This is a genomic window from Cedecea sp. NFIX57, from assembly GCF_900177785.1.
Classification (GTDB): Bacteria; Pseudomonadota; Gammaproteobacteria; order Enterobacterales; family Enterobacteriaceae; genus Cedecea; species Cedecea neteri_C.
The window spans coordinates 15529-40316 of the sequence record NZ_FXAS01000033.1; the positions used below are offsets into that span (position 1 = coordinate 15529).

Consider the following 24788-nt stretch of genomic DNA (forward strand, 5'->3'; position numbering starts at 1 on the left):
ATTAACGGAGCGTATTGCCGAAGGTGTTGCACTGGGCAGGATCGCCGCTGTCAAAACCCCGTTTGAACCAGGTATAGCGCTGCTCGGAAGTACCATGGGTAAAGCTGTCTGGCACCACCCGGCCCTGGCTTTGCTGCTGCAGGCGATCATCACCAATGGCTTCGGCAGCATTGAGTGCTTCTTTCAGGTCACCTGAATCAAGCACCTGCTGTTTCTGCATGCTGTTACCCCAGACACCGGCGAAGCAGTCGGCCTGAAGTTCCATTTTCACCGACAGGCGGTTAGCTTCGGCCTGAGAGGCATTCTGCTGAAGCTGGCGTACTTTCGGTTCAATGCCCAACAGCTTCTGCACATGGTGGCCGACTTCGTGAGCAATGACGTAGCCCTGAGCGAAATCCCCGCTCGCGCCAAGCTTGTCGCGCATGTCGTCGTAGAAAGAGAGGTCGATATAGACGGTGCTGTCCGCCGGGCAATAAAACGGCCCCATCACGGACTGACCGGTACCGCAGCCGGTACGCGTTGCCCCGCGGTACATTACCAGCTTAGGCTGCTGGTAGGTGCGCCCCATTTTCTGGAAAATCTCACCCCAAGTATCTTCGGTTGTCGCCAAAATGACCGAGGTAAACTTTGCCGCTTCATCATCTTTCGGGCTGATGGAGCGCTGCTGGGAAGACTGCTGAGAAACCGGCGGCTCGCCGGACAGGAAGGAAGTAAGATCGACGCCGTAATAGCTTGCCACAATAACCACGACCAGCAGCACCAGGCCACCTTTTCCGCGTGGGATTCGGAAACCACCACCGCCCATACTCATGCCGGGGCCGGAGGCGTCATTGCGCCTGTCTTCTACATTGTCGCTTTCGCGACGTCCTTGCCAACGCATACGCTCGTCCTCATTCACAATCACAACATGTAATGGATAGATCGTAGGTGGTTACCGGCAGGATTACCATAAGAACAGGCAGCGAAAAAACAGGGTGCGCAAAAACGCACCCCATTGCGCAACGTAAACGATTGCGTAGTTAGTCTAATTTAACGCCGAGACGGTGAGCAACTTCCTCATACGCTTCAATCAGGCCACCCAGGCTCTGGCGGAAACGGTCTTTGTCCATTTTATCAAGCGTTTGCTTGTCCCACAGGCGGCTGCCGTCCGGGGAAAACTCGTCACCCAGTACCACTTCGCCTTTGAACAGCCCAAACTCCAGCTTGAAGTCAACGAGGATCAGGCCAGCGTCATCAAACAGCTTGCTCAGCACGTCGTTAGCTTTGTAGCTCAGCTCGCGCATGCGGGCCAGATTCTCTTTGCTCACCCAGCCAAAGGTTTCGCAGTAAGATTCATTGACCATCGGGTCATGCATGGCGTCGTTTTTCAGGAACAGATCGAACAGCGGTGGGTTCAGCTCAATACCTTCTTCAATACCAAGGCGCTTAACCAGTGAACCCGCGGCGCGGTTACGAATCACGCATTCTACCGGCACCATGTCGAGCTTCTTCACCAGCACTTCGTTATCAGACAGCAGCGCTTCCATCTGGGTTGGGATACCCGCTTCTTCCAGCTTGGCCATAATGAAATGGTTAAACTTGTTGTTTACCATGCCTTTACGGTCGAACTGCTCGATGCGCGCCCCATCACCTGCTGACGTATCGTTACGGAATTCGAGCACCAACAGATCCGGGTTTTCCGTACTGTAAACGGTCTTCGCTTTGCCGCGATACAACTCAGCTTGCTTTTGCATCTTTCTTACTCCAGGTATAGCGATCGCTTGCGCAATCGAAGGGGGTTTACCCGTCATACTTCAAGCTGCATGTGCGTTGGTTGCACCTGTTAACTCCGGTCACACAGTTATCTATGCTCCCGGAGATTTCCAGGCTTACCGCCTTCCTGCAGCTCGAATTATTTAGGGTATCTACATAGGCCTAAATAAGAAGGGCCGGAATTAACCGGCCCTCCTGTGTTACTTGCTGAATGCTGCCTGGAAGACAGCAACCAGCGCATCGTTCTGAGACTGCGTCAGCGGGTGCCCTTTCGGATCGATGAACTGCAGGCTACTGCGGTTATCGAGGTCGCCAACCTGCAGCTTATAGTCGCCGTTGGTTAAACCTGGGTCTTTCGCCCCCAGGTCGCTCCAGCTGCTGTCAGACAGTGCTTTATAGGTCACTGCGATATTGCCCTGAGAACGGGTGGTATCGGTGACTTTCATGCCCGCTTTTTCAAGCGCAGCCGGCAGGCGGTTCCACACGACGTTGAACGGCGCACGAACGACCAGCATTGGCAGCCCGGTATCATCCGCGGCGCTCTGCACATCAAGCTGCGCTGAGCTGCGGTTGTCCTGCGCATTCTGGCGGGTCGTTTCAGACTTATCGAGACCGGCACTGATGATATTCAGCATTTGCGCGCTGTAGCGCTGCAGAGATGAAGCATCCGCCACTGGCTTACCGCCCTGCTCCAGATTCAGCAGCTTCACAACAACGGACTGCTGGTAACCCTGAGGCTGCACGCTAATCTGGTAACGCCCACGGTATTGCACGTCTTCGTCAGCGCGGTTCCACTGAACCCAGTCAGTTGTCAGGGTCTGGCTGGCATCGTTGCGTTGCGCAATAGCGTAGTTCCCGGATTGCAGGATACTCACCACCTGAGGCCACAGCCCGCTCGCCTTGTTAGCTTCAACCTGCAGCGTGGCGGTATCACCGGTGAACTGAGTGCGAGCCCCGTTTACCAATGCCAGCGCCTGCGCCGGTGGGCGAATATCCAGCTGCTTGCCTACAGCACCGCTGCCGTTGGTGACCGGAACGTTGTAGTCGCCATTCTGAATCGGCAGGATCATCCCGGCCGGAGAGTGAATTTCCGCGAGTGGGGTTGCATCCAGGTAGGACTCATCGCCGCTAACCTGACGCTTGTAACGCTGATCGGAACTGCACGCCGCTAACAGCATGGCGAGCGAAACAACAGTAACTTTTGCCACCGTCGACTTCTGTACTGAGTAAGCCATCAAATCTCCCTAAGCTTTACAGCAGACCGGCATGCTTAAGCGCGCTGATAATCACCGGGCGACTGGCGTCGGTCAGCGGCGTCATCGGCAGGCGTAAGGTATCGGTTGCCACAAGACCCAACTCCCTCGCGGCCCATTTCACCGGAATAGGGTTAGGTTCTACAAACAATTTATGGTGCAGCGGCATCAGACGCTGGTTAATTTCGCGAGCCTGTGCAAATTGCCCTGAGGTGGCCAGTTTACACATTTCTGCCATTTCACGCGCGGCTACGTTTGCCGTCACGGAAATCACGCCGTGGCCGCCAAGCTGAATGAAGTCCAGCGCGCTGGCGTCATCACCGCTCACCAGGATGAAGTCATCTTCAACCAGCTCTTTGATCTGGTTTACGCGGCTTAAGTTCCCGGTGGCTTCTTTGATACCGATAATATTTTTGATTTTCGCCAGGCGGCCAACAGTTTCCGGCAGCATGTCACAGCCGGTACGCGACGGCACGTTATACAGCATCTGCGGCAGATGGGTGCTTTCAGCAATCGCTTTAAAGTGCTGGAACAGCCCTTCCTGAGTAGGACGGTTGTAATACGGGGTGACCGTCAGGCAGCCCACAATGCCGCTGTCCTGCAGGTGATGCGTCAGGGAAATTGCTTCGGAGGTGGCGTTAGCCCCGGTACCGGCAATGATCGGGATACGCCCGTCCGCCAGTTCCACGGTAAGCTTCACTACGTCGACGTGTTCGTCGTGGCTTAAGGTAGCCGATTCGCCGGTAGTCCCTACCGAGACAATCGCCGATGTTCCGCTGGCGACATGGTAATCAATCAGTTTTTTCAGGCTGGACCGGCAGACATTACCTTTCTCATCCATCGGCGTAATTATCGCGACAACACTTCCCGTAAACATTAGCCACCCTCTGTGCAAACATGTTCTCCAATGTTACGTTTGGTGCCATAGCAAAAGCAAGCCGCCAGAAGGCGCTAAGCGGTTGGCAGCTTACTTTTTTTATGCTTTCCTAATGTGAATCTCACCGATTGACAGGAAGAACACGTTTGACACCCTCATCACACCATTATTTGGTTATCACAGCCCTGGGGGCGGACCGTCCGGGTATCGTCAATACCATCACTCGTCACGTAAGCAGCTGCGGCTGTAATATCGAAGACAGCCGTCTGGCGATGCTGGGTGAAGAGTTCACCTTTATCATGCTGCTTTCCGGCACCTGGAACGCGATAACCCTGATCGAATCCACTCTGCCGCTGAAGGGCGCCGAACTCGATCTGTTAATTGTGATGAAACGCACAACCGCGCAGGAAAGACCGGCCACGCCGGCTACGGTCTGGGTGCAGGTTGAAGTGGCAGACTCGCCGCACCTGATTGAGCGATTTACCCACCTGTTTGATACCCATCAGATGAACATTGCCGAGCTTGTTTCCCGCACTCAGCCTGCGGAGAACGGCGTAGGGCCGCGCCTGTATATTCAGATAACGGCCCACAGCCCCGGTTCTCAGGATGCGACAATTATCGAGCAAGCGTTTAAAGCCCTATGTACAGAACTGAAAGCAGAAGGCACTATTAACGTGGTTAACCCACAGCAAGATGATTAAAGACGGAGAGTAGTGATGAGCCCACTGAAAGCCGGTGATATTGCACCGAAATTTAGCTTGCCCGATCAGGACGGCGAACAAGTAAATTTAACCGACTTCCAGGGACAGAGAGTTCTGGTTTATTTCTATCCAAAAGCAATGACACCAGGCTGCACCGTGCAGGCATGTGGTTTGCGCGACAACATGGATGAGTTGAAAAAGCGTGGCGTGGAAGTGCTGGGCATCAGCACCGACAAGCCGGAAAAACTTTCCCGTTTTGCCGAGAAAGAGCTGCTTAACTTCACCCTGCTTTCTGATGAAGACCACCAGGTTTGCAGTCAGTTTGGCGTGTGGGGCGAGAAATCTTTTATGGGCAAAACCTATGACGGCATTCACCGCATCAGCTTCCTGCTGGACGGCGACGGTAAAGTGGAAAAGGTGTTTGACGATTTCAAAACCAGTAACCACCACGATATCGTTGTGAACTGGCTGACCGAAAACGCCTGAGAACAGATAAAAAAGCCGACATCTCCGTCGGCTTTTTTCTTATCGAGTATTCCGCTTCGTAAGGCAGCGATTTTCTCAGTTATGAAGCAAGTAGGTCATAATGCTGTTCAATGAATTGGGGTAAAGTCGTTAAAGGTTGCCCAATAATTTCTATCCCCACCTCATCCAGCCCCTCAAGCAATCTCTCGCGCTGATCCTGTTTGATAGCCAGGAAATGCAAACGCAGAAAATCATTCTCGGGTATGCCGAGCTGCGTTAAGAATTCATCAACCGAAACATGTTCAAATTGAATATCTTTGCCTAAGGTATCTGCCAATACCTGCGCTATTTCGGCATGGCTGTATTCTACAGGCCCATGAAGTGAATAAATTTTTCCGACATGTTTTCCGGGTTCTATCAGCATACTGGCGACAACGCGGGCAATATCTGCAGCAGCGATAGGGGCAAAACGGCTGTCTGGATCAAACGGCGTCACATAGCGGCCACCGCGGATTAAATGGGCTGAATATAATAGCCAATCGGCAAAAAGGGTGACCCGGAGATGAGCCGTCGGAATGCCCGACCAGTCTAATACCTGCTCCGCAATCCAGTGTTTGAGGGTTTGAGGGCTCGTGGCATCAGGTCGCGACTGCTTCTGAGACATATTAACGACCAGTTTAATTTTTGCCTCTTTGGCTGCCTGGGCAAAAATTGCCGTCGCCTCCACAAGCCCTTCAGCTAAAGGGTAACAAAAATAGGCTGCTGTCACGCCCTCCAGCGCCTGGCGCATTTGCCGAAGCTGGAGCATATCAGCGACCACGACTTCAGCCCCTGACGCACGTAATTTTGCGGCACGCTCATCCTCACGGCGAACCAAAGCCCGAACTTTATGGCCCTTTTCAAGCAGGAATTTTACCGTAGGGGATCCCGTATCACCTGCCGCAGCGGTAACCAAAAATGTGTTCATTGTTTTCTTTCCGAAAGTCCAGGCGCGTTGCCCGGTAAACCAGATGTGGACAGCCCTGATTACAGGGTGGCGAAATGGTGCTCCAGCCCCTTAGGATTGCTTTCCCAGAAGCGTGAAACCTGCACCGAAACAGGATCAGGATAAATATCTTCCCGGTCTTCAAGCAGGCCTTTCACAATCTCTTCTGCAGCAACGGTTGGCGATGTTTTTTCCGCATGCCGATCGGACGCCATATCGGTATCAATAGGGCCAGGGAAAATACCCACCACGCTAATATTCTGGGATTTCAATATAGCGCGCGCGGCCTGGGTTGCTGAAAGCAGTGCGGCCTTAGAGGCGGAATACCCCGCAGTTTGGGACATAGGCGCCAGCGCCAGCACGCTCAGCACATTGGCAATCACGCCCACCTCTTTTTTGCCCATAAGCGGCGCAAAAGTTTGAAGAACCCGCACCGTACCGTAATAGTTGACATCCATATCAGTCATCAGCTCGGCAAAAGTCGCCGTCAAAATCGTATTGTCATTCATCACCCCGGCGTTATTAACCAAAATATCAAGCTCACCGATTTTCTGAGCCGCGGCATGAACACTCTCCGGCTTCGTCACATCCAGCTGCACAGCAATCACACGATCGTCGCCATAGTCCCGCAGCGCTTGAGGATCGCGAGCACCAGCATAAACCTTGCCCGCTCCGTGCCTGAGAAATGCACTCACCAATTCAGCGCCAATCCCCCGGTTTGCACCGGTAACGAAAACTGTTTTGCCTTGAATATTCATATCAATGACCTTTTGGGTTAATTCACCTTCTGGTGATGTCTTCATACGCGCAGAATTTATCCTGTACGCTTCGTTTCTATTTCAGAGGCAAGCCGTAACGCATTGGAAATGCCGTCCTTGAGCAACTGCGTAGACAAAGCCTCATCGGTAACAATACGAGAAAGCTGAAGCGTGCCGACCATGACGGCCCAAACAGCACCGGCGACTCCCATTCGGGCCTCAGCCCCGGCCTCAACCGGCAGACAATCAGCTATACGCTCAATAAAGCTGAGCGTTTTTCTCGTTATCATTGACCGGGTGTCTTCCGGTCGATTTTTCAATTCCGATGCAAGCGAGGCGAACACACATCCCTTGTCGGGATTATCGCGATGCCCTGGACTCAGGTAGCGCGACAAAATATGCTCCAGACTGACCGGCGAACTGCCGTCCCCTTCAGCAAAAATGCTGCAAAAAGTTTCATCTGCGGCAATCCCCACCGCTTCCTGAATCAGCTCTTCTTTAGATTTGAAGTGACTATAAAATCCACCAACGGTCAGCCCTGCATGCTCCATCAATGCAGCGACGCCAACTTTTTCAATGCCTTCCTCACGGAAACGTTGTGAAGCAACCTTAACAATGTGCTTGTGCGTTTCCTCTTTATGCCCTTTTGCATAACGCATGAAATTGCCCTCTTTTTAGCGTGCTTAGTCAGCATTAAATTATATTTATAATATAACCACTCGTCGCACAGCTAACATCTCTTTTGATGTCGGGTTATTCGTTATCCTGCAAAAGGGAGAAAACCGGCAACAGCCTCAGCCCTGAACCACGTTGGCGGTGGCTGACGTACTGTCAGAGACTCGCGGCCACATGGCGCCAGACAACTCGGTCATTACGCAAATCACCGCTGAAACCACGATGGCCACTGCAACAATCGAGAACACCCCCGCCAAAGAGAGATGGAAATACGTGACGCCCAGCCACCCGCCACCGGCTGCAATCAACAAGCGCGCCGTGCCGGCCAGGAAAATACGCCACATATAGCCACTTCCCTGCGCGGCAAAGCTCAGCGCGAAAACAATCCCACTCGCAGCATAGAATGGGGCAACAATTTCCAGATAGAGCGAACCCGTTTTCATAATCGCCGGATCGTGGGTGAACAGCCCCATCCACAGCGCCGGGAAAAGAGCCACAATTACACCAATGACTTCGACAATCGTGACGCTTACCGCCACCCCAACCCACGCAATTTTTCTGGCGCGGGCAATCTGACCTGCGCCCACGTTCGTCCCGACCATAGTGAGGATCGCGGTTCCCATTGCGAATAAAACAGGGATAAGAACGTAGTCCAGTCGGGATGCTGTGCCATAACCGCCGATAGCATCGAGGCCAAACCGCCCGACAGCGCCGGTCACGAGCAGAACCATGACATTCAGTTGCAGTGTCCCAAGCGCGGCCAGCACGCCCACCTTGAGAATGTCGCCGAATAACCGGCCACGCAGAGGAGAGAGCCTCAAACGTAGCCCGGAACGCCCGCTGGCCATGTAGCGCAGCAATGCCAGGGCAGCCAGCCAGTAGTAGAGGCTCACGGCCACACCGGCCCCCGCGATGCCAAGGCCTTTGATCGGGCCAAGGCCGAAAATAAATAGCGGCGAGAGAGGAACCAGCACAATAGCGCCGATAAACGTCACCAGGGCTGGCACTTTCACGTTCCCGACGCCCCTGAGAACAGCGGAAAGCAGGTTAACTATCCAAATCGGTACCGCCGCAATAAAAACAAATATTGAGTATGTCTGCGCGGCATGAAGCGCCTCGCCGGACCCACCGAGAGCGGCATAAAGCACCGGCCCAAAGCCGATAACGCTCACAGTAAAAAGCAGGCCAAAGGCCACTGCCACCACGACCGCATGCAGGATCAGGGCATTCACATCATCATGCCGGCCAGCACCAGCCGCCCGTGCAACCGCAGAAGCCACTCCTCCTCCAATGCCCCCGGCAGCCATCATTGTCATTAACATCCACAGGGGAAACACCATCGAAACGCCAACCAAAGCAGGCGTTCCGAGGAAAGAGACATAATAGGTCTCAGCCACGTTGACCAGAGTTTGTGCCGCCAGCACAGCAACGGTGGGGAGAGCAAGGCTCATCATTGTTGAAAACACTGGCCCACTCAGCATTTGTTCCCGCATGTGCCGTTTGGCATTCTCACGATCGTTCTGAATCTTCATGTTGCCCTCTCTGCCACCGCTCGTTAACCCTGTCACGGTCGCTTCGCGTAGCCTTAATAACGTTTATATTATGATCATAATACTATGCAGCAAAAAAACGGAATACAAGAGGGATCGAAACAAATAGTCCATCGATCGTTTTCAGGGGAAGATTACAGACGCCTTCGTGTAGTCGCCCCCGTAGGCAGGAACTGAACTCGAATAGTGCGTGGGGGCTTTTGAAGCTGCAGAAGGGTCATGCAGTAAAATATCAGGCAGAAAGGCGCTGCCTGACAGGAAAGCGAGACCGGCGACGGTGGATATCTGACTACCGCCGCCAATCCCTGATCGCTATTCCCGGCTCAGCGCGTCATCACTCACCGAAGCATCCGGCCAGGCATGAACCACGGCTTTAATCAGCGTTGCCAGCGGAATAGCAAAGAACACGCCCCAGAATCCCCACAGCCCGCCGAAAATCACCACCGACAGAATAATCACCAGCGGATGAAGATTCACCGCCTCCGAGAACAGCACCGGCACCAGCAGGTTGCCGTCCAGCGCCTGAATAATCAGATACACACCAAACAGCGTCCAGAACTCGGTGCCCAGGCCAAACTGGAACAACGCCACGCCAATGACCGGAATGGTGACCACAAACGCGCCGATGTAAGGGATCAGCACCGAGAAGCCAACCAGCACCGCCAGCAGCAGCGAATAATTCAGCCCGAAAACAATAAAGCCGATGTAGGTCGCCACGCCCACGACGATCATCTCCAGCACTTTACCGCGAATATAGTTGGTGATTTGCTGGTTCATCTCCAGCCAGACTTGCCCGGCCAGACCGCGGTTGCGCGGCAAAACACGGCGCACGGCATTCAGCATCTGCTCTTTGTCCTTCACCAGGAAGAACACCATCAGCGGCACCAGGATCAGGTAGATAGCCAGCGTCAGCAGCCCAACCAGCGACGCCAGCGAGAACTTCACCACCTGGTCGCCCATGCCGGAAAGCCGACCGCGAACGTTTTCGGCCATGGCGTCAATAATGCCCGCATCCACCAGCGCCGGATAACGCTTAGGCAGCGTGGCGGCAAAATCAGAGAGTTTGTTCAGCATCCCCGGCATATCGCGAATCAGGTTGATGCCCTGCTGCCAGGCGACGGGTGCCACAAACAGCACCATCAACAGCAAAATGCCGACAAACAGCACCAGCACAATGGTGGTGGCCAACGTTCGGGAACAGCCGATACGCTCGAGGCGCACCGTCGGCCACTCAAGCAAATAGGCCAGAACGATGGCAACCAGCAGCGGCGCCAGCAGACCATGCAGGAAGAACAGGATGCAAAAACCCGCCACCAGAATAACCAACAGGGCAATCGCCTCCGGGTCGCTGAAACGACGGCGATACCACTGCAACAACATGTCGAGCATACATCCCTTCCGTGAAGTTTTTTTTGATGCCGAATTGTATCGAAATGTCACCGCAAAGACTTTGCTTTTTACGGCGGATTACAAAGGAGAATCCACCAAATAAAATCTTCGCAGCTTCAACGCCCTACAGTACACTTCTTTAAGCGAACAAACTTGTACTCATCGTGTCAAAATCTGACAACGACTAAACGGGACAGTAGTTATGGTTAGGCAGTTGAAAAAGACCCTGATTGCAACACTTACGGCCTCGCTGCTGGTAGGAACCCTACTGCCAGCGCGCGCGGATGTGACTGACCAACTCCCAGATATGGGAACCTCCGCGGGCAGCACCCTCTCTATTGCGCAAGAAATGCAGATGGGCGATTTTTACGTCCGTCAGCTACGCGGTAGCGCCCCGCTGATTAACGATCCGCTGCTGACGCAGTACATTAACTCGCTGGGCATGCGGCTGGTTAGCCACGCCAATTCTGTGAAAACCCCGTTCCATTTCTTCCTGATCAACAACGACGAAATCAACGCCTTCGCCTTCTTTGGCGGCAACGTGGTTCTCCACTCGGCGCTGTTCCGTTATGCCGATACGGAAAGCCAGCTGGCTTCTGTTATGGCCCACGAAATCTCCCACGTCACCCAGCGTCACCTGGCGCGTGCGATGGAAGATCAAAAGAAAAATGCGCCGCTGACCTGGGTCGGTGCCTTAGGCTCAATTCTGCTGGCAATGGCCAGCCCCCAGGCCGGGATGGCTGCCCTGTCCGGGACGCTGGCCGGGACGCAACAAGGTATGATCAGCTTCACGCAACAGAATGAGCAGGAAGCTGACCGTATCGGTATTCAGGTACTGCAACGCTCGGGCTTTGATCCTCAGGCGATGCCTGGCTTCCTGGAAAAACTGCTCGATCAGGCCCGTTACTCCTCGCGCCCACCGGAAATTCTGCTGACTCACCCATTGCCGGAAAGCCGCCTGGCGGATGCCCGCAACCGCGCCAACCAAATGCGCCCGGTGGTGGTTCAGTCCTCGGAAAGTTTCTACATGGCAAAGGTTCGTACCCTGGGGATGTATAACTCGGGCCGCAATCAGCTAACCCCGGACCTGCTGGACGCCTGGTCAAAAGGCAACGTGCGCGAGCAAAACGCGGCGCAATATGGTCGTGCGCTGCAGGCTTTGCAGGCGGATAAATACGACGAGGCCAGAAAAGCGCTGCAGCCGTTGATTAGCGCCCAGCCGGGCAACCCATGGTATCTCGATCTGGCCACCGATATCGATCTCGGCCAGCACAAAGCCAACGACGCGATCAACCGGCTGAAAAACGCCCCGGACCTGAAGAATAACCCGGTGCTGCAGCTGAACCTCGCCAATGCTTACCTTGAAGGCGGGCAGACCGCCGAGGCAGCAACGCAGCTTAATCGCTACACGTTTGCCCACCCTGACGATACCAACGGCTGGGATTTACTGGCGCAGGCACAGGGGAAACTCGGCAACCGCGATCAGGAGTTAGCGGCGCGTGCCGAAGTGATGGCGCTCAATGGCCGTCTGGATCAGGCTATTTCAATGCTCAGCAGCGCCAGCTCGCAGGTCAAACTCGGCAGTCTGCAGCAGGCCAGGTACGACGCCCGGATCGATCAGCTGCGCCAGCTGCAGCAGCGATTTAAACCTTATATGAAAATGTAACAGGAGTCCGTATGTCCACGAAGGTCGAAATTTATCACAACCCACGCTGCTCCAAGAGCCGTGAAACGCTGAACCTGTTGAAGGAAAAAGGCGTTGAGCCAGAAGTAGTGCTTTACCTGGAAACGCCGCCGGACGCAGCCACGGTCAAATCGCTGCTGAAAAAACTGGGCTTTACCAGCGCACGGGAACTGATGCGCCGCAAAGAAGACCTCTACAAAGAACTGAAGCTGGACGACGCCAGCCTCAGCGAAGAAGCGCTCATTCAAGCAATGATTGAACACCCGAAACTTATCGAGCGCCCAATCGTGCTGGCCAACGGCAAAGCCCGTATTGGCCGCCCGCCAGAACAGGTGCTCGAGATCCTCTGACCTGCCCCGCCCGTTCCCTTCCCGGGAACGGGCTAGCCGCTCACCGGCACAATTTTCAGCTCCGCTAGCCCCACGCCAATCTTACGCGGCTCATGCCCAAGAATATTGCCTTCGTTGGACAACTGCGGCTTAGGCGGCTCAATAGTCAGCACTTTGCTGCCTGCCGGATTATCAAAACGTAGCGTGACGGTAGAAAGCTGGTCGCCAAAAGTAATGGTTTGCTCTTCATCACCGACCTTCACCGAAACCGGCTCACCGACGTTTGGCCCAAAGGCTTTGGCCACCAGCACCAGATCAAACGTGGTCGGCAGCGGATCCTGATACTCAATGGTTACCACGGGCGCCATGTTGGCGTTTGACCAGCGGCCCCAGGCTTCCGGGCGCGAAATGCCGCTGAACTGCCTCACGCTCTGCGGCGCCCCGGCCACGTTAAAGATAAAGCTGTCCGCCTGGTAGCGGATGCTGTTCTCATCCGCCTTCAGCAGAGCCACATTATTTTTGAAACGATCGTTACTCAGCGTTTGCTCATCAAACTGCACGTTATATTCATCCAGCGGTTTGTCCACCAGCCGTACCGTTGGCTCCCCGCCAAGCTGGCCCTGGGCTACGCACAAACCAGTAGAAAGCGCGAGCTGTGGCTCCCACAGGCGCGCCATTTTGTAGCAGCGGTCGGCCCAGATAAACCGGTCATCGCTTTTAAAATCCGCCAGCTGATAGCGCAGCGGCGCGGAGTACTCGCTTTCCGGCAGCGGCTCAATTTTGCCTTTACCGATTTTCAGCAGCAGCGGCAGCTTGAAGTGCGCACCTGAATAGCTGAACGTGTTCTTCTTCTGATCGATGCTGTAGCGGCTGATGGTTTTCGGGAAGTTCCACAGATCGATCACGTCCGGCTTCCACTCGGTAACCTTCTCTTTCAGGTTGGTAAAGACCATCGACAGCGACTCGCCCGACAGGCTGCTGCGCCCCAGACCGATGTAATTCCCTCCGCCGAGGATATCCAGCACCGTCGCACCGTTATCCATCGTGTTACGCTTCACGGCCTTTATTTCCGCCTGCGGTTTATCGCCGCGGATCACAAAGAACAGGTTCTGCCTGTCCTGCTTCGTCAGGTATTTATACGCCGTGTTGTTCATCGCCAGATGGTCGGAAGAGACCACGATCACCGTGTTACGGAAATACGGTGAGGCTTTGATTTTTTCTATCAACGCCGCGATATGTTCCTGGCTGCAGGAAACGGCGCTGAAAGATCGGTTTTCCTTGCCTTCGTAGCTGTAACTGCGGCGGTTACAGGTTCGCGAGATAAAGCCATCCGGGTGATGCGTATCAACCGTCAGGGTAAACAGCGAGAAGCGCTTCCCGGCTTTAGAAAGCTCGATAAACTTGTCATAAGCTTCGTCCAGCACCGTATCGTCGTAAAAACCCCAGTTATTCTTGTAATTCGGGTCCGCCACCATTCCCTTCAGTTCCTGCGCGCCGTACATATGCTCGAAGCCGTGGGACTGCAGGAAAATGTCTTTACCCGCAAAACGCAGGTCCGCGCCCTGGATAAAGTAGTTTTGATAGCCGGATGCCTTAAGAATATCGCCGAGGCAAATGTTCTTCGGGAAGAAGCTCGACATCGACGCCGAGGAGTTCCCCTCGAAAGGCGCAAACAGCGGGATCCCGCACTGCGAGGCCACAATGCCGGCAATGGTGTAGTCCATCCCCGCCATCTGCCCGGTATGGCTGAAATCGATCGACTGGCTTTTCAGGGCGTTCAGCTCGGGCGCTAAGCCAGGAAACGTCTGCTCATCAAAATAGGTACGTTCCAGACTTTCGCCGTAGATATACACCAGGTTGAGCTTCGGCTGCTTAATGGTGCCTTCCGGCACTTTGTACCAGTCGGCAAAGTCAGACGTGCCGGTGCGGGTCTGGGATTTAATCAGCGACACCACCTGCTGGTAGGCAGGCGTTGTTTTGATTGAAAACAGGGCCAGAAACAGCGCCAGGGCGCTGTAGCCCAAATGATGCGGATGGTTCTTCCGGCGTAAAATCCAGGTCAGACCGCCAAAAATAGCAATCAACCCGACGGCGAGGCCCAGCCCAGGCAGAATGTATTTGCCGACGCCCGCGCCGGTCATGCTGCTGGTGAGCGTATAGAGCACCGCGTCGTTAATGCCTTCGCCGGTAAAATAATTACTGGCCAGCAACGTCACGTTGAGCACGATAAACAGGCCGAGCATCAGCAGGATGATCGACAGCCACCAGATATTTCGACCGGCCTTTACCGCGTACACGGCAATAGCCGCCAAAAACAGCACCAAAGAAAGCAATTCGGACAACGCCAATACCTCAACTCTCGCGCAGCCTGCCGCGATTATTCATGCAGAAAAATAACAGCCGGTAATTTAACCTTACCGTCATATAGCTGCAATTCTCCTGACATTACTTTGCGCACCACCTCGACTTTTCAGAATATCCCACGAACTTTAGGGCTGATGGCCTTTAATAGTTTTCAACGATTACAACCATCGCTACTACAACGAACCGGGGAATTGACCTTTTTAACGCTAAAGTGCTGTAATTTCGCCGCTGTTATAATTTTTTAAAGTGGAATTGTAACGCGCAACACCGGCCACCCCCGCAACGGGTGGCCTTTTTTATGCCCGCAGCAAAGCTGTTAGGAAATACCTCTTGATTCAATAAAGCCTACCCATTAGTGACGCAGCTCAAAATTCGGTACCTTTCTTCCATCGCAAAACGGAGGAAGTTTAGATGTCTTTAATTAATACCAAAATCAAACCATTCAAAAACCAGGCTTTTAAAAACGGCGAATTCGTTGAAGTTACGGAAAAAGATACCGAAGGCCGCTGGAGCGTTTTCTTCTTCTACCCGGCTGACTTTACTTTCGTTTGCCCGACCGAACTGGGCGACGTGGCTGACCATTACGAAGAACTGCAGAAACTGGGCGTAGACGTGTATTCCGTTTCTACCGACACCCATTTCACCCACAAAGCGTGGCACGGCAGCTCTGAAACCATCGCTAAAATCAAATACGCGATGATCGGCGACCCGACTGGCGCGCTGACCCGTAACTTCGAAAACATGCGTGAAGATGAAGGTCTGGCAGACCGCGCTACCTTCGTGGTTGACCCACAGGGCATCATCCAGGCTATCGAAGTGACTGCCGAAGGCATTGGCCGTGACGCGTCTGACCTGCTGCGTAAAGTGAAAGCCGCTCAGTACGTAGCTTCCCACCCAGGCGAAGTTTGCCCGGCTAAATGGAAAGAAGGCGAAGCGACTTTGGCTCCATCTCTGGACCTGGTCGGCAAAATCTAAGTTTTACCCGCGTTACCCTCTTTTATTTTACGGCTGCTACGGCAGCCGTTTTTTCTCGCCACCAGGGAGACTGACCATGCTCGACACAACAATGAAAACCCAGCTCAAAGCCTATCTTGAGAGACTAACGAAACCTGTTGAGTTGATTGCCACGCTGGACGACGGCGCGAAATCATCTGAAGTAAAAGAACTGCTGGCAGACATCGCTGAGTTATCCGACAAAGTTTCTTTCAGCATTAATAACGACCTGCCGGTGCGCAAACCGTCGTTTTTAATCACTAACCCAGGCTCAAGCCAGGGCCCGCGCTTTGCCGGCTCCCCGCTGGGTCACGAATTCACTTCCCTGGTGCTGGCCTTGCTCCAGGTCGGCGGTCACCCGTCCAAAGAATCTCAGGATCTGCTGGCGCAAATCCGTGAGATCGACGGCGACTTCCACTTTGAGACCTATTATTCCCTCTCCTGCCACAACTGCCCGGACGTTGTGCAGGCGCTGAACCTGATGAGCGTGCTGAACCCGCGCATCACCCATACCGCTATCGACGGCGGCGTTTACCAGAATGAAATTCAGGAACGCAACGTGATGGGCGTGCCTGCCGTGTTCCTGAACGGCAAAGAGTTTGGTCAGGGCCGCATGACGCTGGCTGAAATCGTGGGCAAAATTGATACCGGCGCAGAAAAACGCGCGGCAGAAGCGCTCAACCAGCGTGAAGCTTATGACGTGCTGATCGTCGGCAGCGGCCCTGCGGGCGCGGCGGCGGCAGTCTATGCGGCGCGTAAAGGCATCCGTACCGGCCTGATGGGCGAACGCTTCGGCGGCCAGGTGCTGGATACCGTGGATATCGAAAACTACATTTCCGTGCCGAAAACCGAAGGCCAGAAGCTGGCGGGCGCGCTGAAAGCCCACGTGGACGACTATGACGTGGACGTGATCGACACCCAAAGCGCCAGCAAGCTGATCCCGGCGAAAACCGAAGGCGGCCTGCATCAAATTCAAACTGCGTCCGGCGCAACCTTGAAAGCACGCAGCATTATCGTGGCGACCGGCGCGAAATGGCGCAACATGAACGTGCCGGGTGAAGATCAGTACCGCACCAAAGGCGTGACCTATTGCCCGCACTGCGACGGGCCGTTGTTCAAAGGCAAGCGCGTGGCGGTGATCGGCGGCGGGAACTCCGGCGTGGAAGCGGCCATTGACCTGGCGGGCATCGTCGAGCACGTCACCCTGCTGGAATTTGCCCCGGAAATGAAGGCCGACCAGGTTCTGCAGAACAAAGTGCGCAGCCTGAAAAACGTCGACATCGTGCTGAACGCTCAGACGCTGGAAGTAAAAGGCGACGGCAGCAAAGTGACCGGCCTGCAGTATAAAGACCGCGTGACCGAAAGCGTGCATGACGTTGCCCTGGCCGGCATCTTCGTGCAAATCGGCCTGCTGCCGAACACCACCTGGCTGGAAGGCAGCGTGGAACGCAACCGCATGGGTGAAATCATCATCGACGCGAAATGCGAAACCACCGTCAAAGGCGTGTTCGCCGCAGGCGACTGCACCACCGTGCCTTACAAACAGATCATCATCGCCACCGGCGAAGGCGCGAAAGCATCCCTGAGCGCGTTTGATTACCTGATTCGCACTTCAGCCCCTGAATAAAGCACCTGCAATAAGGCCGCGCCACAGCGGCCAGCCATAAAAAAAGCGGCTCATTGAGCCGCTTTTTCACGTTCTGAATCTTACTTACGACGCCAGGTTGTACCACCCGCGCCGTCTTCCAGCACAATGCCCATCTCATTCAGACGGTCACGCGCCTGGTCCGCCAGCGCCCAGTCTTTCGACTGACGAGCATCGTTACGCTGCTTGATCAGCGCTTCGATTTCCGCCACTTCGCCGTCGTCCGCCTGTGCGCCGCCCTGCAGGAACTGCTCCGGATCCTGCTCCAGCAGGCCCAGAATTGCAGAGAGCTTACGCAGCGCCGCCGCCAGTCCGTTTGCTGCCGCAAGATCTTCCGCTTTCAGGCGGTTCACTTCGCGAGCCATATCGAACAGTACGGAGTAAGCTTCCGGGGTGTTGAAGTCGTCGTCCATCGCTTCGCGGAAGCGGGCTTCGAAGGCTTCGCCCCCGGCTGGCGCGACATTGCTGTCGGTGCCGCGCAGCGAGGTGTACAGGCGCTCCAGCGCAGAGCGAGCCTGTTTCAGGTTCTCTTCGCTGTAGTTGAGCTGGCTGCGGTAGTGGCCGGACATCAGGAAGTAACGCACGGTTTCCGCGTCGTAATACTTCAGCACGTCACGCACGGTGAAGAAGTTACCCAGGGATTTGGACATCTTCTCGCGGTCAACCATCACCATCCCGGAGTGCATCCAGGTGTTGACGTACTCACCGTCGTGGGCACAGGTAGACTGCGCGATTTCGTTCTCGTGGTGCGGGAACATCAGATCAGAGCCGCCGCCGTGAATGTCAAAGTGGTTGCCCAGCTCTTTGCAGTTCATGGCGGAACATTCGATATGCCAGCCCGGACGCCCTTCGCCCCACGGAGACGCCCATGCAGGCTCGCCTGGCTTGGACATTTTCCACAGCACGAAGTCCATTGGGTTGCGCTTCACGTCAACCACGTCCACGCGCGCCCCCGCCTGGAGCTGATCCAGATCCTGGCGAGACAGCAGGCCATAATTCGGGTCGGTCAGCACCGAGAACATCACATCGCCGTTTTCCGCCACATAGGCGTGATCGCGGGCCAGCAGCTGTTCAACAATTTCGATGATTTCCGGAATGTGTTTGGTCGCGCGCGGCTCGCTGTTCGGACGTGAAATGTTCAGCGCGTCGAAATCCTTGTGCATTTCGACGACCATGCGGTCGACCAGCGCTACAAAGTCTTCGCCATTTTCATGGGCGCGCTTAATGATTTTATCGTCGATGTCGGTGATGTTACGCACGTAGTTCAGCTCATAGCCGAGGGAACGCAGGTAGCGCGCCACCACGTCAAACGCAACAAAAGTACGGCCATGGCCGATGTGACAGAGATCGTAAACGGTGATACCACACACGTACATGCCTACCTTTCCGGCATGAATAGGTTTGAATTCCTCTTTTTGGCGAGTCAGTGTATTAAATATTTTTAACATCAGGGGATTCCATGTAAGCGTGTGGAAGAAAACTCCCGGTTATCTTACCCGATTATTTTCCCCGGCGGCAGTCTGCTTTGCATTACTGACTATGATGTAGCGTTATGCTATAACAGCGTGCTGGTACGACGGCACCGTTTGCCGCCGTACTCTCTGACACTCATAGGATGCAAGCATGGTTACTTTTCACACTAATCACGGCGACATCGTCATCAAAACTTTTGATGATAAAGCGCCTGTTACCGTTAAAAACTTCCTGGACTACTGCCGCGAAGGCTTCTACAACAACACCATTTTCCACCGTGTGATCAACGGCTTTATGATCCAGGGCGGCGGTTTTGAACCGGGTATGAAGCAGAAAGCGACCAAAGACACCATTCAGAACGAAGCGAATAACGGCCTGAAAAACACCCGTGGTACGCTGGCAATGGCTCGTACCCAGGCTCCGCACTCTGCTACCGCACAGTTCTTCATCAACGTTGCCGACAACGACTTCCTGAACTTCAGCGGCGAAAGCCTGCAGGGTTGGGGCTACTGCGTGTTCGCAGAAGTGGTCGAAGGGATGGACGTGGTTGAGAAAATCAAAGCCGTTTCCACCGGCCGCAGCGGTATGCACCAGGATGTACCGAAAGAAGACGTTATTATCGAAAGCGTGACCGTCAGCGAATAATGTCAACGCTGTTTATTGCAGATTTACACCTCTGCCCAGAAGAACCGGCGATCACCGCCGGTTTTCTGCGTTTCTTATCCGGTGAAGCCCGCCAGGCGGATGCACTTTACATCCTTGGCGATCTGTTCGAAGCCTGGATTGGCGACGACGCCCCGGAGCCGCTCTACCAGCAAATCGCCGCAGCGATTAAAGCGGTGGTTGATGCCGGTATTCCCTGCTATTTCATTCACGGCAACCGGGACTTTTTACTCGGCAAGCGCTACGCCAAAGCCAGCGGCATGACGCTGCTGCCGGAAGAAAAGCTCCTCGATGTTTATGGCCGCAAAATACTGATCATGCACGGCGACACGCTGTGTACCGACGACGAAGGCTATCAGGCGTTTCGCCGCAAGGTTCATCAGCCGTGGCTGCAGAAGCTCTACCTTGCCTTGCCGCTGTTTATTCGCCAGCGTATCGCCGACCGTATGCGCGCCGACAGCCAGGCGGCGAATAATATGAAGTCGCTGGAGATCATGGATGTGAACCCGCAGGCTGTGGTCGACACTCTCACCCGCCACAATGTTCAATGGCTGATTCATGGGCATACCCATCGTCCGGCGATTCACGAACTTGAGGCTAACGGGCAACCCGCTTTCCGCTGTGTGTTAGGCGCGTGGCATAAAGAAGGGTCGATGATCAAAGTCACGCCGGAAAACGTCGAGCTGATTCATTTTCCTTTCTAAGCTAAAAGCCCGCTTTTTTGCCGATTCGTTAACCACGCAACCGTTTTCCTTGCCGGAAGTTCGTGCTATTCTCTGAGCCCTTCTGATACGGGCGCCCGTCGCCCGATGATGTCTGCACACCCACAGGAGTTTTGAGACGCATGTCTTCTGAGCACACCCCGGCGCGTATCGCCATTGTTATGGGTTCCAAAAGTGACTGGGCCACCATGCAGTTCGCCGCGGAAATCCTTACCGCCCTGAATGTCCCTCACCATGTCGAAGTCGTCTCCGCCCACCGCACGCCGGATAAGCTTTTCAGCTTCGCCGAGCAGGCCGAAGCCAATGGCTACCAGGTGATCATCGCCGGAGCCGGTGGCGCAGCGCACCTGCCGGGTATGCTGGCCGCGAAAACCCTGGTCCCGGTGCTGGGTGTGCCGGTTCAAAGCGCTGCTCTGAGCGGCGTGGACAGCCTTTATTCTATCGTCCAGATGCCGCGTGGCATTCCGGTCGGCACGCTGGCCATCGGTAAAGCCGGAGCCGCCAACGCCGCCCTGCTGGCCGCGCAGATCATGGCCCTGCATGATGCCGACCTGAGCCAGCGCCTGGCGACCTGGCGTCAAACCCAGACCGACGAAGTGCTGGATAATCCGGACCCACGGAGCGAAGCATGAAGCGCGTCTGTGTCTTAGGTAACGGCCAACTGGGGCGCATGCTCCGCCAGGCCGGTGAGCCGCTGGGCATCGCCGTTTACCCTGTCGGGCTGGACGCCGAGCCTGAAGCCGTACCGTTCGCCCAGAGCGTGATCACCGCCGAGATTGAGCGCTGGCCGGAAACCGCCCTGACCCGTGAACTGGCGCGCCATAACGCCTTCGTTAACCGCGATATCTTCCCGATCATCGCCGACCGCCTGACGCAAAAGCAGCTGTTCGATAAGCTCGGCCTGGCCACCGCGCCGTGGCAGTTGCTTTCCGGCAGCCATGAATGGCAGGACGTGTTCAGCCAGTTGGGCTCTCTGGCTATCGTGAAGCGTCGCGTGGGCGGCTATGATGGCCGCGGCCAGTGGCGCTTACGTGCCGATGAAACCGACCAGCTGCCGGAAGAGTGCTACGGCGAATGCATCGTCGAGCAGGGCATTAACTTCTCCGGCGAAGTTTCTCTGGTAGGCGCGCGCGGCCACGACGGCAGCACGGTGTTCTACCCGCTGACCCACAACCTGCATCAGGATGGTATTCTGCGCACCAGCGTTGCCTTCCCGCAGGCTAACGCCGAACAGCAGCGCCAGGCCGAAACCATGCTCACCGCCATCATGCACGAGCTGGGCTACATCGGCGTGATGGCGATGGAGTGCTTCGTCACGCCAGCCGGCCTGCTGATCAACGAGCTGGCCCCGCGCGTGCACAACAGCGGACACTGGACGCAAAACGGCGCCTCCATCAGCCAGTTCGAGCTGCACCTGCGGGCCATCGTAGATTTGCCGCTGCCGCAGCCTGTCGTTAATGCGCCGTCGGTGATGGTGAACCTGATCGGCACCGACCTGAACTATGCCTGGCTGAAGCTGCCGCTGGTGCACCTGCACTGGTACGACAAAGAAGTTCGTCCGGGCCGTAAAGTCGGGCACCTCAACCTGAACGACAGCGACACCGGCCGCCTGAGCGCCTCGCTGGAAGCCCTGGTTCCGCTGCTCCCGGCCGAATACGCCAGCGGCATTGCCTGGGCGCAGAGCAAACTGGTGAAGTAAAACCGCACCTCGTCTGGCCCTCTGTTTAGCTTTAGAGGGTCAGACCATTTTCCCCCTTCCCCTTTTCTTTGCCCGACCAGAAGCGCACAATCCCCCCGTTTCGCCGCTTCAGACTAAGGTTATGCCATGGAAAAACGCCCCAACACGCAGGACTACGACCGCCTGCTGCTCAACGACATTCCGCTGATTGACGTTCGCGCCCCGGTAGAGTTCGCTCAGGGTTCAATGCCCGCCGCCCATAACTTACCGCTGATGCTGGACGACGAACGCGCGCAGGTCGGGACGTGCTATAAGCAGCAGGGCCAGCAGGCCGCCGTCGAACTGGGGCACCGGCTGGTCAGCGGCGAGCGAAAAGCCAGCCGAATCGAACGCTGGCTGGAGAGCTGCCGCCAGCAGCCCGAGGGCTATTTATGCTGCGCCAGAGGTGGGATGCGCAGCCACATCGTGCAGCAGTGGCTACGGGAAAACGGCCTCGAGTACCCGCTGGTCACCGGCGGCTACAAAGCCCTGCGCCAGCATGCCATGCAGGTAATCGAAACCCGTTCTCAGTGGCCGATGGTTATCGTCAGCGGCAACACCGGCTGTGGCAAAACCATTCTGATCCGTTCGCTGCCGACGGGCGTTGACCTTGAAGGCCTGGCGCACCATCGCGGCTCATCGTTTGGCCGCACAATTGTCGCCCAACCTTCTCAGGCCAGCTTCGAAAATAACCTCGCCGTCACTCTGCTCAAAATCAGCCCGACCGAGCCAAAAACGCTGATTGTAGAGGATGAAGGCCGGATGATTGGCTCCCGCCATATCCCCGAAGCCTTCAGGGAACAGATGCTGCGCTCGCCGATTGTGGCCATCGACGATCCGTTCGAGCTGCGGCTGGAGCGCCTCAAAAACGAATACTTCCGCCAGATGAGCGAGGCGTTTTTATCCGTCAGCGAGGAAGAAACCGCGTGGCGTGATTACGCCGAATACCTGCACCACGGTCTGTTTGCCATCCGCCGCCGCCTGGGCATGGAACGCTTCCAGCAGTTCACCGCCAGGCTGGACGAGGCCTTGTTAACCCAGCGGAAAACCGGCTCCTGCGAAGGCCATCTGGCCTGGCTGTCGCCGCTGCTGAAAGAGTATTACGACCCGATGTATCGCTATCAGCTCAGCCAGAAGGCCGACCAGATCGTCTTCCGGGGGGATTACCAGCAGGTCGAAGCCTGGCTGCGCAACGTTAACGATTAACCGATTTTTCCCCGGCGGCGAGCGTCAGCCCTAGTCCGGTCACCGCCAGCCCGACCAGCGGAATGCCTACTGCCCACGGCAACGTAAACGCCAGCGCGAACAATGCCGTGCCGGTGGCAGGCCCCACCGAGCCCTGCAGATCGCTCACCACCGAAAGTGCCGCCATGTAGGTCGCGCGCAGCCTCGCCGGGGCTAATTTGTTCACCGCCGTCGGGATCAGCGGGCCGGTCATCATCTGGGACAGCGAATAGAGGCAGACTGCCATCACCAGCGTGACGACGTGTGGATGTGCCAATAGCAAAACAAAGGCAGTAATCAGCGCCACACCTGCGCTGAGCGTGATGAACAACGCAGAGCGGCGGGCAAACAGCTTCGTTAAGGCTAACTGGCCGACCGTATTAATCCCTGCGCCGAATGCGAACAGATAACCAATGCTGGCGGCGCTCATTCCCATCTGATTGCTGGCATACAGCGGCATAACGGCCTCCACCCAGCTCCCGGCCACGCCCAGCAGCAACACCCAAATCAGCAGCCCGGCCAGACGACGGTCCCGAAACGCGGGCAGCAGCGCGCTGAATCCCTCTTCATCGTCGGCCTCATCATCCATTCCGGCAACCAACGGACGCGTTTCCGCCAGAGAGAACGCCAGCATCAGGCCGCCGGCCACCATTACCGAACCTCCGGCCAGGAAAACATAGCCCAGCCCCTCTTGCACCAGCACCGCGCCCAGCAGCGGCCCGGCAATAGCACCCGCGCCGGAACACACACGCATGATGCTGAACTGGCGGCGATGCTCCGAGGCTGGCGTGGCGTCCGCCACAATGGTGTAAATGGTCGGGTGTAGCACCGACTCAAACAGGCCAATAACGATCAGCACGGCGGCTGCGGCAAAGACGCCGTGGGCAAAGAACAGCGCAATAAAGCCCGCCCCAACCCCGGTCGCCGAAATAATCAAAACGGGCCTTCTACCCACGCGGTCGGCAATGCCGCCGATAAATGGCGCAGCCAGCAGCTCGCCCCCGGCATAGCAGCCGAACAGCAGGCCAATAAACTCCACCGGGATAGCCGCAGACTGCTGCGCCCACAGCGGGAAAAACGGCACAATGGCGCCGTCGACCAGGCCGACAATGAAATAGAGGATAAAGCCCAGAACGTGGGGCTTGCGGTACGAAACAAGGGGGGATTCGAATAGTGCCATGATATTACCCAAGTACAATTACCCCGAATGCCGGGGAGAATATGTACGTTGGATAACGTTAACGTTTACGACTTGCGAGAAGCTGCAGCGATACTAGCCAATCGCCGGGAAAAGGGCAACTGTGAGATTTGGTGGCTGGTGGGGGATTGCGGTAGTTTTTTTGTCTGTTTAGTGCAAGGAGCGGACGTGCCTACCGTGCTCACGGCGTCATATTTCATATGGTCTTGCAATACCTCACGACCTGCTGTCCGTTTATTCACAGAGATCGCTGCCAACAATGTCTTGTCCTAAATAGCTGTTCCGAATAATAGATCACTTTGAGGGAACTCAGCCCGGATTGTGCGATCTGATCAATCGCCAAACATCACAAATCACCAACCGGACTGAGC

The 24788-nt window shown here is 55.7% G+C and carries 23 protein-coding genes; 11 read left to right on the forward strand and 12 right to left on the reverse strand.

The genetic code is table 11. The features are described 5' to 3' along the window. Nucleotide 1: 1 nt before the first annotated feature. From ypfJ to dapA, 4 genes are all read right to left on the reverse strand, one after another. A complete protein-coding gene (gene ypfJ, locus B9Y90_RS21245; RefSeq protein ID WP_039295866.1) occupies nt 2-880 on the reverse strand; it encodes a KPN_02809 family neutral zinc metallopeptidase in 879 nt (292 codons plus the stop codon). Nucleotides 881-1019: 139 nt separating this feature from the next. Further along, the gene (purC, locus tag B9Y90_RS21250) at nt 1020-1733 is read right to left on the reverse strand and encodes a phosphoribosylaminoimidazolesuccinocarboxamide synthase (RefSeq protein WP_008460193.1); all 714 of its coding nucleotides are present in this window, start codon (nt 1731-1733) and stop codon (nt 1020-1022) included. A 219-nt stretch (nt 1734-1952) separates the two neighbouring features. Then, nucleotides 1953-2987 (reverse strand): outer membrane protein assembly factor BamC, encoded by a 1035-nt coding sequence (gene bamC / locus B9Y90_RS21255; RefSeq protein WP_085542486.1) that lies wholly within the window; start codon nt 2985-2987, stop codon nt 1953-1955. Between the two features lie 16 nt (nt 2988-3003). Beyond that, nucleotides 3004-3882 (reverse strand): 4-hydroxy-tetrahydrodipicolinate synthase, encoded by an 879-nt coding sequence (gene dapA / locus B9Y90_RS21260; RefSeq protein ID WP_038480336.1) that lies wholly within the window; start codon nt 3880-3882, stop codon nt 3004-3006. 146 nt (nt 3883-4028) lie between these two features. Between dapA and B9Y90_RS21265 the strand changes: the two genes are divergently transcribed. Both B9Y90_RS21265 and bcp read left to right on the forward strand, forming a co-directional pair. Next, entirely contained in the window at nt 4029-4583 is a 555-nt protein-coding gene (locus B9Y90_RS21265) for a glycine cleavage system transcriptional repressor (RefSeq protein ID WP_008460196.1), read from the forward strand. A gap of 15 nt (nt 4584-4598) precedes the next feature. Further along, nucleotides 4599-5069, forward strand: coding sequence for a thioredoxin-dependent thiol peroxidase (bcp, locus tag B9Y90_RS21270; protein WP_039295873.1), 471 nt, complete (start codon nt 4599-4601; stop codon nt 5067-5069). Between the two features lie 79 nt (nt 5070-5148). On the opposite strand, the gene B9Y90_RS21275 is transcribed toward bcp, so the two are convergent. The 5 genes from B9Y90_RS21275 to B9Y90_RS21295 all read right to left on the reverse strand — a co-directional run bounded on the left by B9Y90_RS21275 (nt 5149) and on the right by B9Y90_RS21295 (nt 10405). Then, complete coding sequence (locus B9Y90_RS21275; protein ID WP_085542487.1) at nt 5149-6015, reverse strand: NmrA family NAD(P)-binding protein; 867 nt, start codon at nt 6013-6015, stop codon at nt 5149-5151. Nucleotides 6016-6074: 59 nt separating this feature from the next. After that, nucleotides 6075-6836 (reverse strand): SDR family oxidoreductase, encoded by a 762-nt coding sequence (locus tag B9Y90_RS21280; RefSeq protein ID WP_217808992.1) that lies wholly within the window; start codon nt 6834-6836, stop codon nt 6075-6077. An 11-nt stretch (nt 6837-6847) separates the two neighbouring features. Continuing rightward, a complete protein-coding gene (locus tag B9Y90_RS21285) occupies nt 6848-7450 on the reverse strand; it encodes a TetR/AcrR family transcriptional regulator (protein ID WP_085542488.1) in 603 nt (200 codons plus the stop codon). A 135-nt stretch (nt 7451-7585) separates the two neighbouring features. Next, entirely contained in the window at nt 7586-8998 is a 1413-nt protein-coding gene (locus tag B9Y90_RS21290; protein WP_085542489.1) for an MATE family efflux transporter, read from the reverse strand. 330 nt (nt 8999-9328) lie between these two features. Next, complete coding sequence (locus tag B9Y90_RS21295) at nt 9329-10405, reverse strand: AI-2E family transporter (RefSeq protein ID WP_085542490.1); 1077 nt, start codon at nt 10403-10405, stop codon at nt 9329-9331. A gap of 202 nt (nt 10406-10607) precedes the next feature. Between B9Y90_RS21295 and bepA the strand changes: the two genes are divergently transcribed. Continuing rightward, a complete protein-coding gene (gene bepA, locus B9Y90_RS21300; RefSeq protein ID WP_085542491.1) occupies nt 10608-12071 on the forward strand; it encodes a beta-barrel assembly-enhancing protease in 1464 nt (487 codons plus the stop codon). 11 nt (nt 12072-12082) lie between these two features. Further along, nucleotides 12083-12439, forward strand: coding sequence for an arsenate reductase (glutaredoxin) (arsC, locus tag B9Y90_RS21305; RefSeq protein ID WP_085542492.1), 357 nt, complete (start codon nt 12083-12085; stop codon nt 12437-12439). A gap of 32 nt (nt 12440-12471) precedes the next feature. Here the strand turns inward: arsC and opgB are convergent, their stop codons facing one another. Further along, nucleotides 12472-14760, reverse strand: coding sequence for a phosphatidylglycerol--membrane-oligosaccharide glycerophosphotransferase (opgB, locus tag B9Y90_RS21310; protein WP_085542493.1), 2289 nt, complete (start codon nt 14758-14760; stop codon nt 12472-12474). Between the two features lie 433 nt (nt 14761-15193). Here opgB and ahpC point away from each other — a divergent pair, with 433 nt between their 5' ends. Both ahpC and ahpF read left to right on the forward strand, forming a co-directional pair. Next, nucleotides 15194-15757, forward strand: coding sequence for an alkyl hydroperoxide reductase subunit C (gene ahpC, locus B9Y90_RS21315; RefSeq protein WP_008460202.1), 564 nt, complete (start codon nt 15194-15196; stop codon nt 15755-15757). A gap of 76 nt (nt 15758-15833) precedes the next feature. After that, on the forward strand, nt 15834-17402 hold the full coding sequence (ahpF, locus tag B9Y90_RS21320; protein ID WP_085542494.1) for an alkyl hydroperoxide reductase subunit F: 1569 nt from the start codon (nt 15834-15836) through the stop codon (nt 17400-17402). An 80-nt stretch (nt 17403-17482) separates the two neighbouring features. On the opposite strand, the gene cysS is transcribed toward ahpF, so the two are convergent. Further along, entirely contained in the window at nt 17483-18868 is a 1386-nt protein-coding gene (cysS, locus tag B9Y90_RS21325) for a cysteine--tRNA ligase (RefSeq protein ID WP_039295892.1), read from the reverse strand. Between the two features lie 175 nt (nt 18869-19043). On the opposite strand from cysS, the gene ppiB reads away from it, so the two are divergent. The 5 genes from ppiB (at nt 19044) to mnmH (ending at nt 23201) form a co-directional block, all read left to right on the forward strand. Beyond that, nucleotides 19044-19538: a peptidylprolyl isomerase B gene (gene ppiB, locus B9Y90_RS21330; RefSeq protein ID WP_008460206.1), complete on the forward strand. Its 495-nt coding sequence runs from the start codon at nt 19044-19046 to the stop codon at nt 19536-19538. Then, nucleotides 19538-20260 carry a UDP-2,3-diacylglucosamine diphosphatase gene (lpxH, locus tag B9Y90_RS21335; protein WP_085542495.1) on the forward strand — a complete coding sequence of 241 codons (723 nt, stop codon included), beginning with the start codon at nt 19538-19540 and terminating at the stop codon, nt 20258-20260. Before ppiB ends, lpxH begins: the two co-directional genes overlap by 1 nt. 140 nt (nt 20261-20400) lie before the next feature. Beyond that, complete coding sequence (purE, locus tag B9Y90_RS21345; protein ID WP_085542496.1) at nt 20401-20910, forward strand: 5-(carboxyamino)imidazole ribonucleotide mutase; 510 nt, start codon at nt 20401-20403, stop codon at nt 20908-20910. Next, a complete protein-coding gene (gene purK, locus B9Y90_RS21350) occupies nt 20907-21977 on the forward strand; it encodes a 5-(carboxyamino)imidazole ribonucleotide synthase (protein WP_085542497.1) in 1071 nt (356 codons plus the stop codon). The genes purE and purK overlap by 4 nt, the downstream gene beginning before the upstream one ends. A gap of 126 nt (nt 21978-22103) precedes the next feature. Then, nucleotides 22104-23201 (forward strand): tRNA 2-selenouridine(34) synthase MnmH, encoded by a 1098-nt coding sequence (mnmH, locus tag B9Y90_RS21355; RefSeq protein WP_085542498.1) that lies wholly within the window; start codon nt 22104-22106, stop codon nt 23199-23201. Here the strand turns inward: mnmH and B9Y90_RS21360 are convergent. Beyond that, nucleotides 23191-24399, reverse strand: coding sequence for an MFS transporter (locus B9Y90_RS21360; RefSeq protein WP_085542499.1), 1209 nt, complete (start codon nt 24397-24399; stop codon nt 23191-23193). The genes mnmH and B9Y90_RS21360 overlap by 11 nt on opposite strands. Nucleotides 24400-24788 lie beyond the last annotated feature (389 nt).

What these genes read in the sequence shown, in the direction of transcription:
- B9Y90_RS21280 (WP_217808992.1), bottom strand. Translation starts at nt 6,836, where the DNA reads ATGAAGACATCACCAGAAGGTGAATTAACCCAAAAGGTCATTGATATG.
- ypfJ (WP_039295866.1), bottom strand. Translation starts at nt 880, where the DNA reads ATGCGTTGGCAAGGACGTCGCGAAAGCGACAATGTAGAAGACAGGCGC.
- bepA (WP_085542491.1), top strand. Translation starts at nt 10,608, where the DNA reads ATGGTTAGGCAGTTGAAAAAGACCCTGATTGCAACACTTACGGCCTCG.
- purE (WP_085542496.1), top strand. Translation starts at nt 20,401, where the DNA reads ATGTCTTCTGAGCACACCCCGGCGCGTATCGCCATTGTTATGGGTTCC.
- purK (WP_085542497.1), top strand. Translation starts at nt 20,907, where the DNA reads ATGAAGCGCGTCTGTGTCTTAGGTAACGGCCAACTGGGGCGCATGCTC.
- B9Y90_RS21295 (WP_085542490.1), bottom strand. Translation starts at nt 10,405, where the DNA reads ATGCTCGACATGTTGTTGCAGTGGTATCGCCGTCGTTTCAGCGACCCG.
- B9Y90_RS21360 (WP_085542499.1), bottom strand. Translation starts at nt 24,399, where the DNA reads ATGGCACTATTCGAATCCCCCCTTGTTTCGTACCGCAAGCCCCACGTT.
- bcp (WP_039295873.1), top strand. Translation starts at nt 4,599, where the DNA reads ATGAGCCCACTGAAAGCCGGTGATATTGCACCGAAATTTAGCTTGCCC.
- purC (WP_008460193.1), bottom strand. Translation starts at nt 1,733, where the DNA reads ATGCAAAAGCAAGCTGAGTTGTATCGCGGCAAAGCGAAGACCGTTTAC.
- bamC (WP_085542486.1), bottom strand. Translation starts at nt 2,987, where the DNA reads ATGGCTTACTCAGTACAGAAGTCGACGGTGGCAAAAGTTACTGTTGTT.
- mnmH (WP_085542498.1), top strand. Translation starts at nt 22,104, where the DNA reads ATGGAAAAACGCCCCAACACGCAGGACTACGACCGCCTGCTGCTCAAC.
- B9Y90_RS21275 (WP_085542487.1), bottom strand. Translation starts at nt 6,015, where the DNA reads ATGAACACATTTTTGGTTACCGCTGCGGCAGGTGATACGGGATCCCCT.
- arsC (WP_085542492.1), top strand. Translation starts at nt 12,083, where the DNA reads ATGTCCACGAAGGTCGAAATTTATCACAACCCACGCTGCTCCAAGAGC.
- ahpC (WP_008460202.1), top strand. Translation starts at nt 15,194, where the DNA reads ATGTCTTTAATTAATACCAAAATCAAACCATTCAAAAACCAGGCTTTT.
- ppiB (WP_008460206.1), top strand. Translation starts at nt 19,044, where the DNA reads ATGGTTACTTTTCACACTAATCACGGCGACATCGTCATCAAAACTTTT.
- lpxH (WP_085542495.1), top strand. Translation starts at nt 19,538, where the DNA reads ATGTCAACGCTGTTTATTGCAGATTTACACCTCTGCCCAGAAGAACCG.
- cysS (WP_039295892.1), bottom strand. Translation starts at nt 18,868, where the DNA reads ATGTTAAAAATATTTAATACACTGACTCGCCAAAAAGAGGAATTCAAA.
- B9Y90_RS21285 (WP_085542488.1), bottom strand. Translation starts at nt 7,450, where the DNA reads ATGCGTTATGCAAAAGGGCATAAAGAGGAAACGCACAAGCACATTGTT.
- B9Y90_RS21290 (WP_085542489.1), bottom strand. Translation starts at nt 8,998, where the DNA reads ATGAAGATTCAGAACGATCGTGAGAATGCCAAACGGCACATGCGGGAA.
- dapA (WP_038480336.1), bottom strand. Translation starts at nt 3,882, where the DNA reads ATGTTTACGGGAAGTGTTGTCGCGATAATTACGCCGATGGATGAGAAA.
- ahpF (WP_085542494.1), top strand. Translation starts at nt 15,834, where the DNA reads ATGCTCGACACAACAATGAAAACCCAGCTCAAAGCCTATCTTGAGAGA.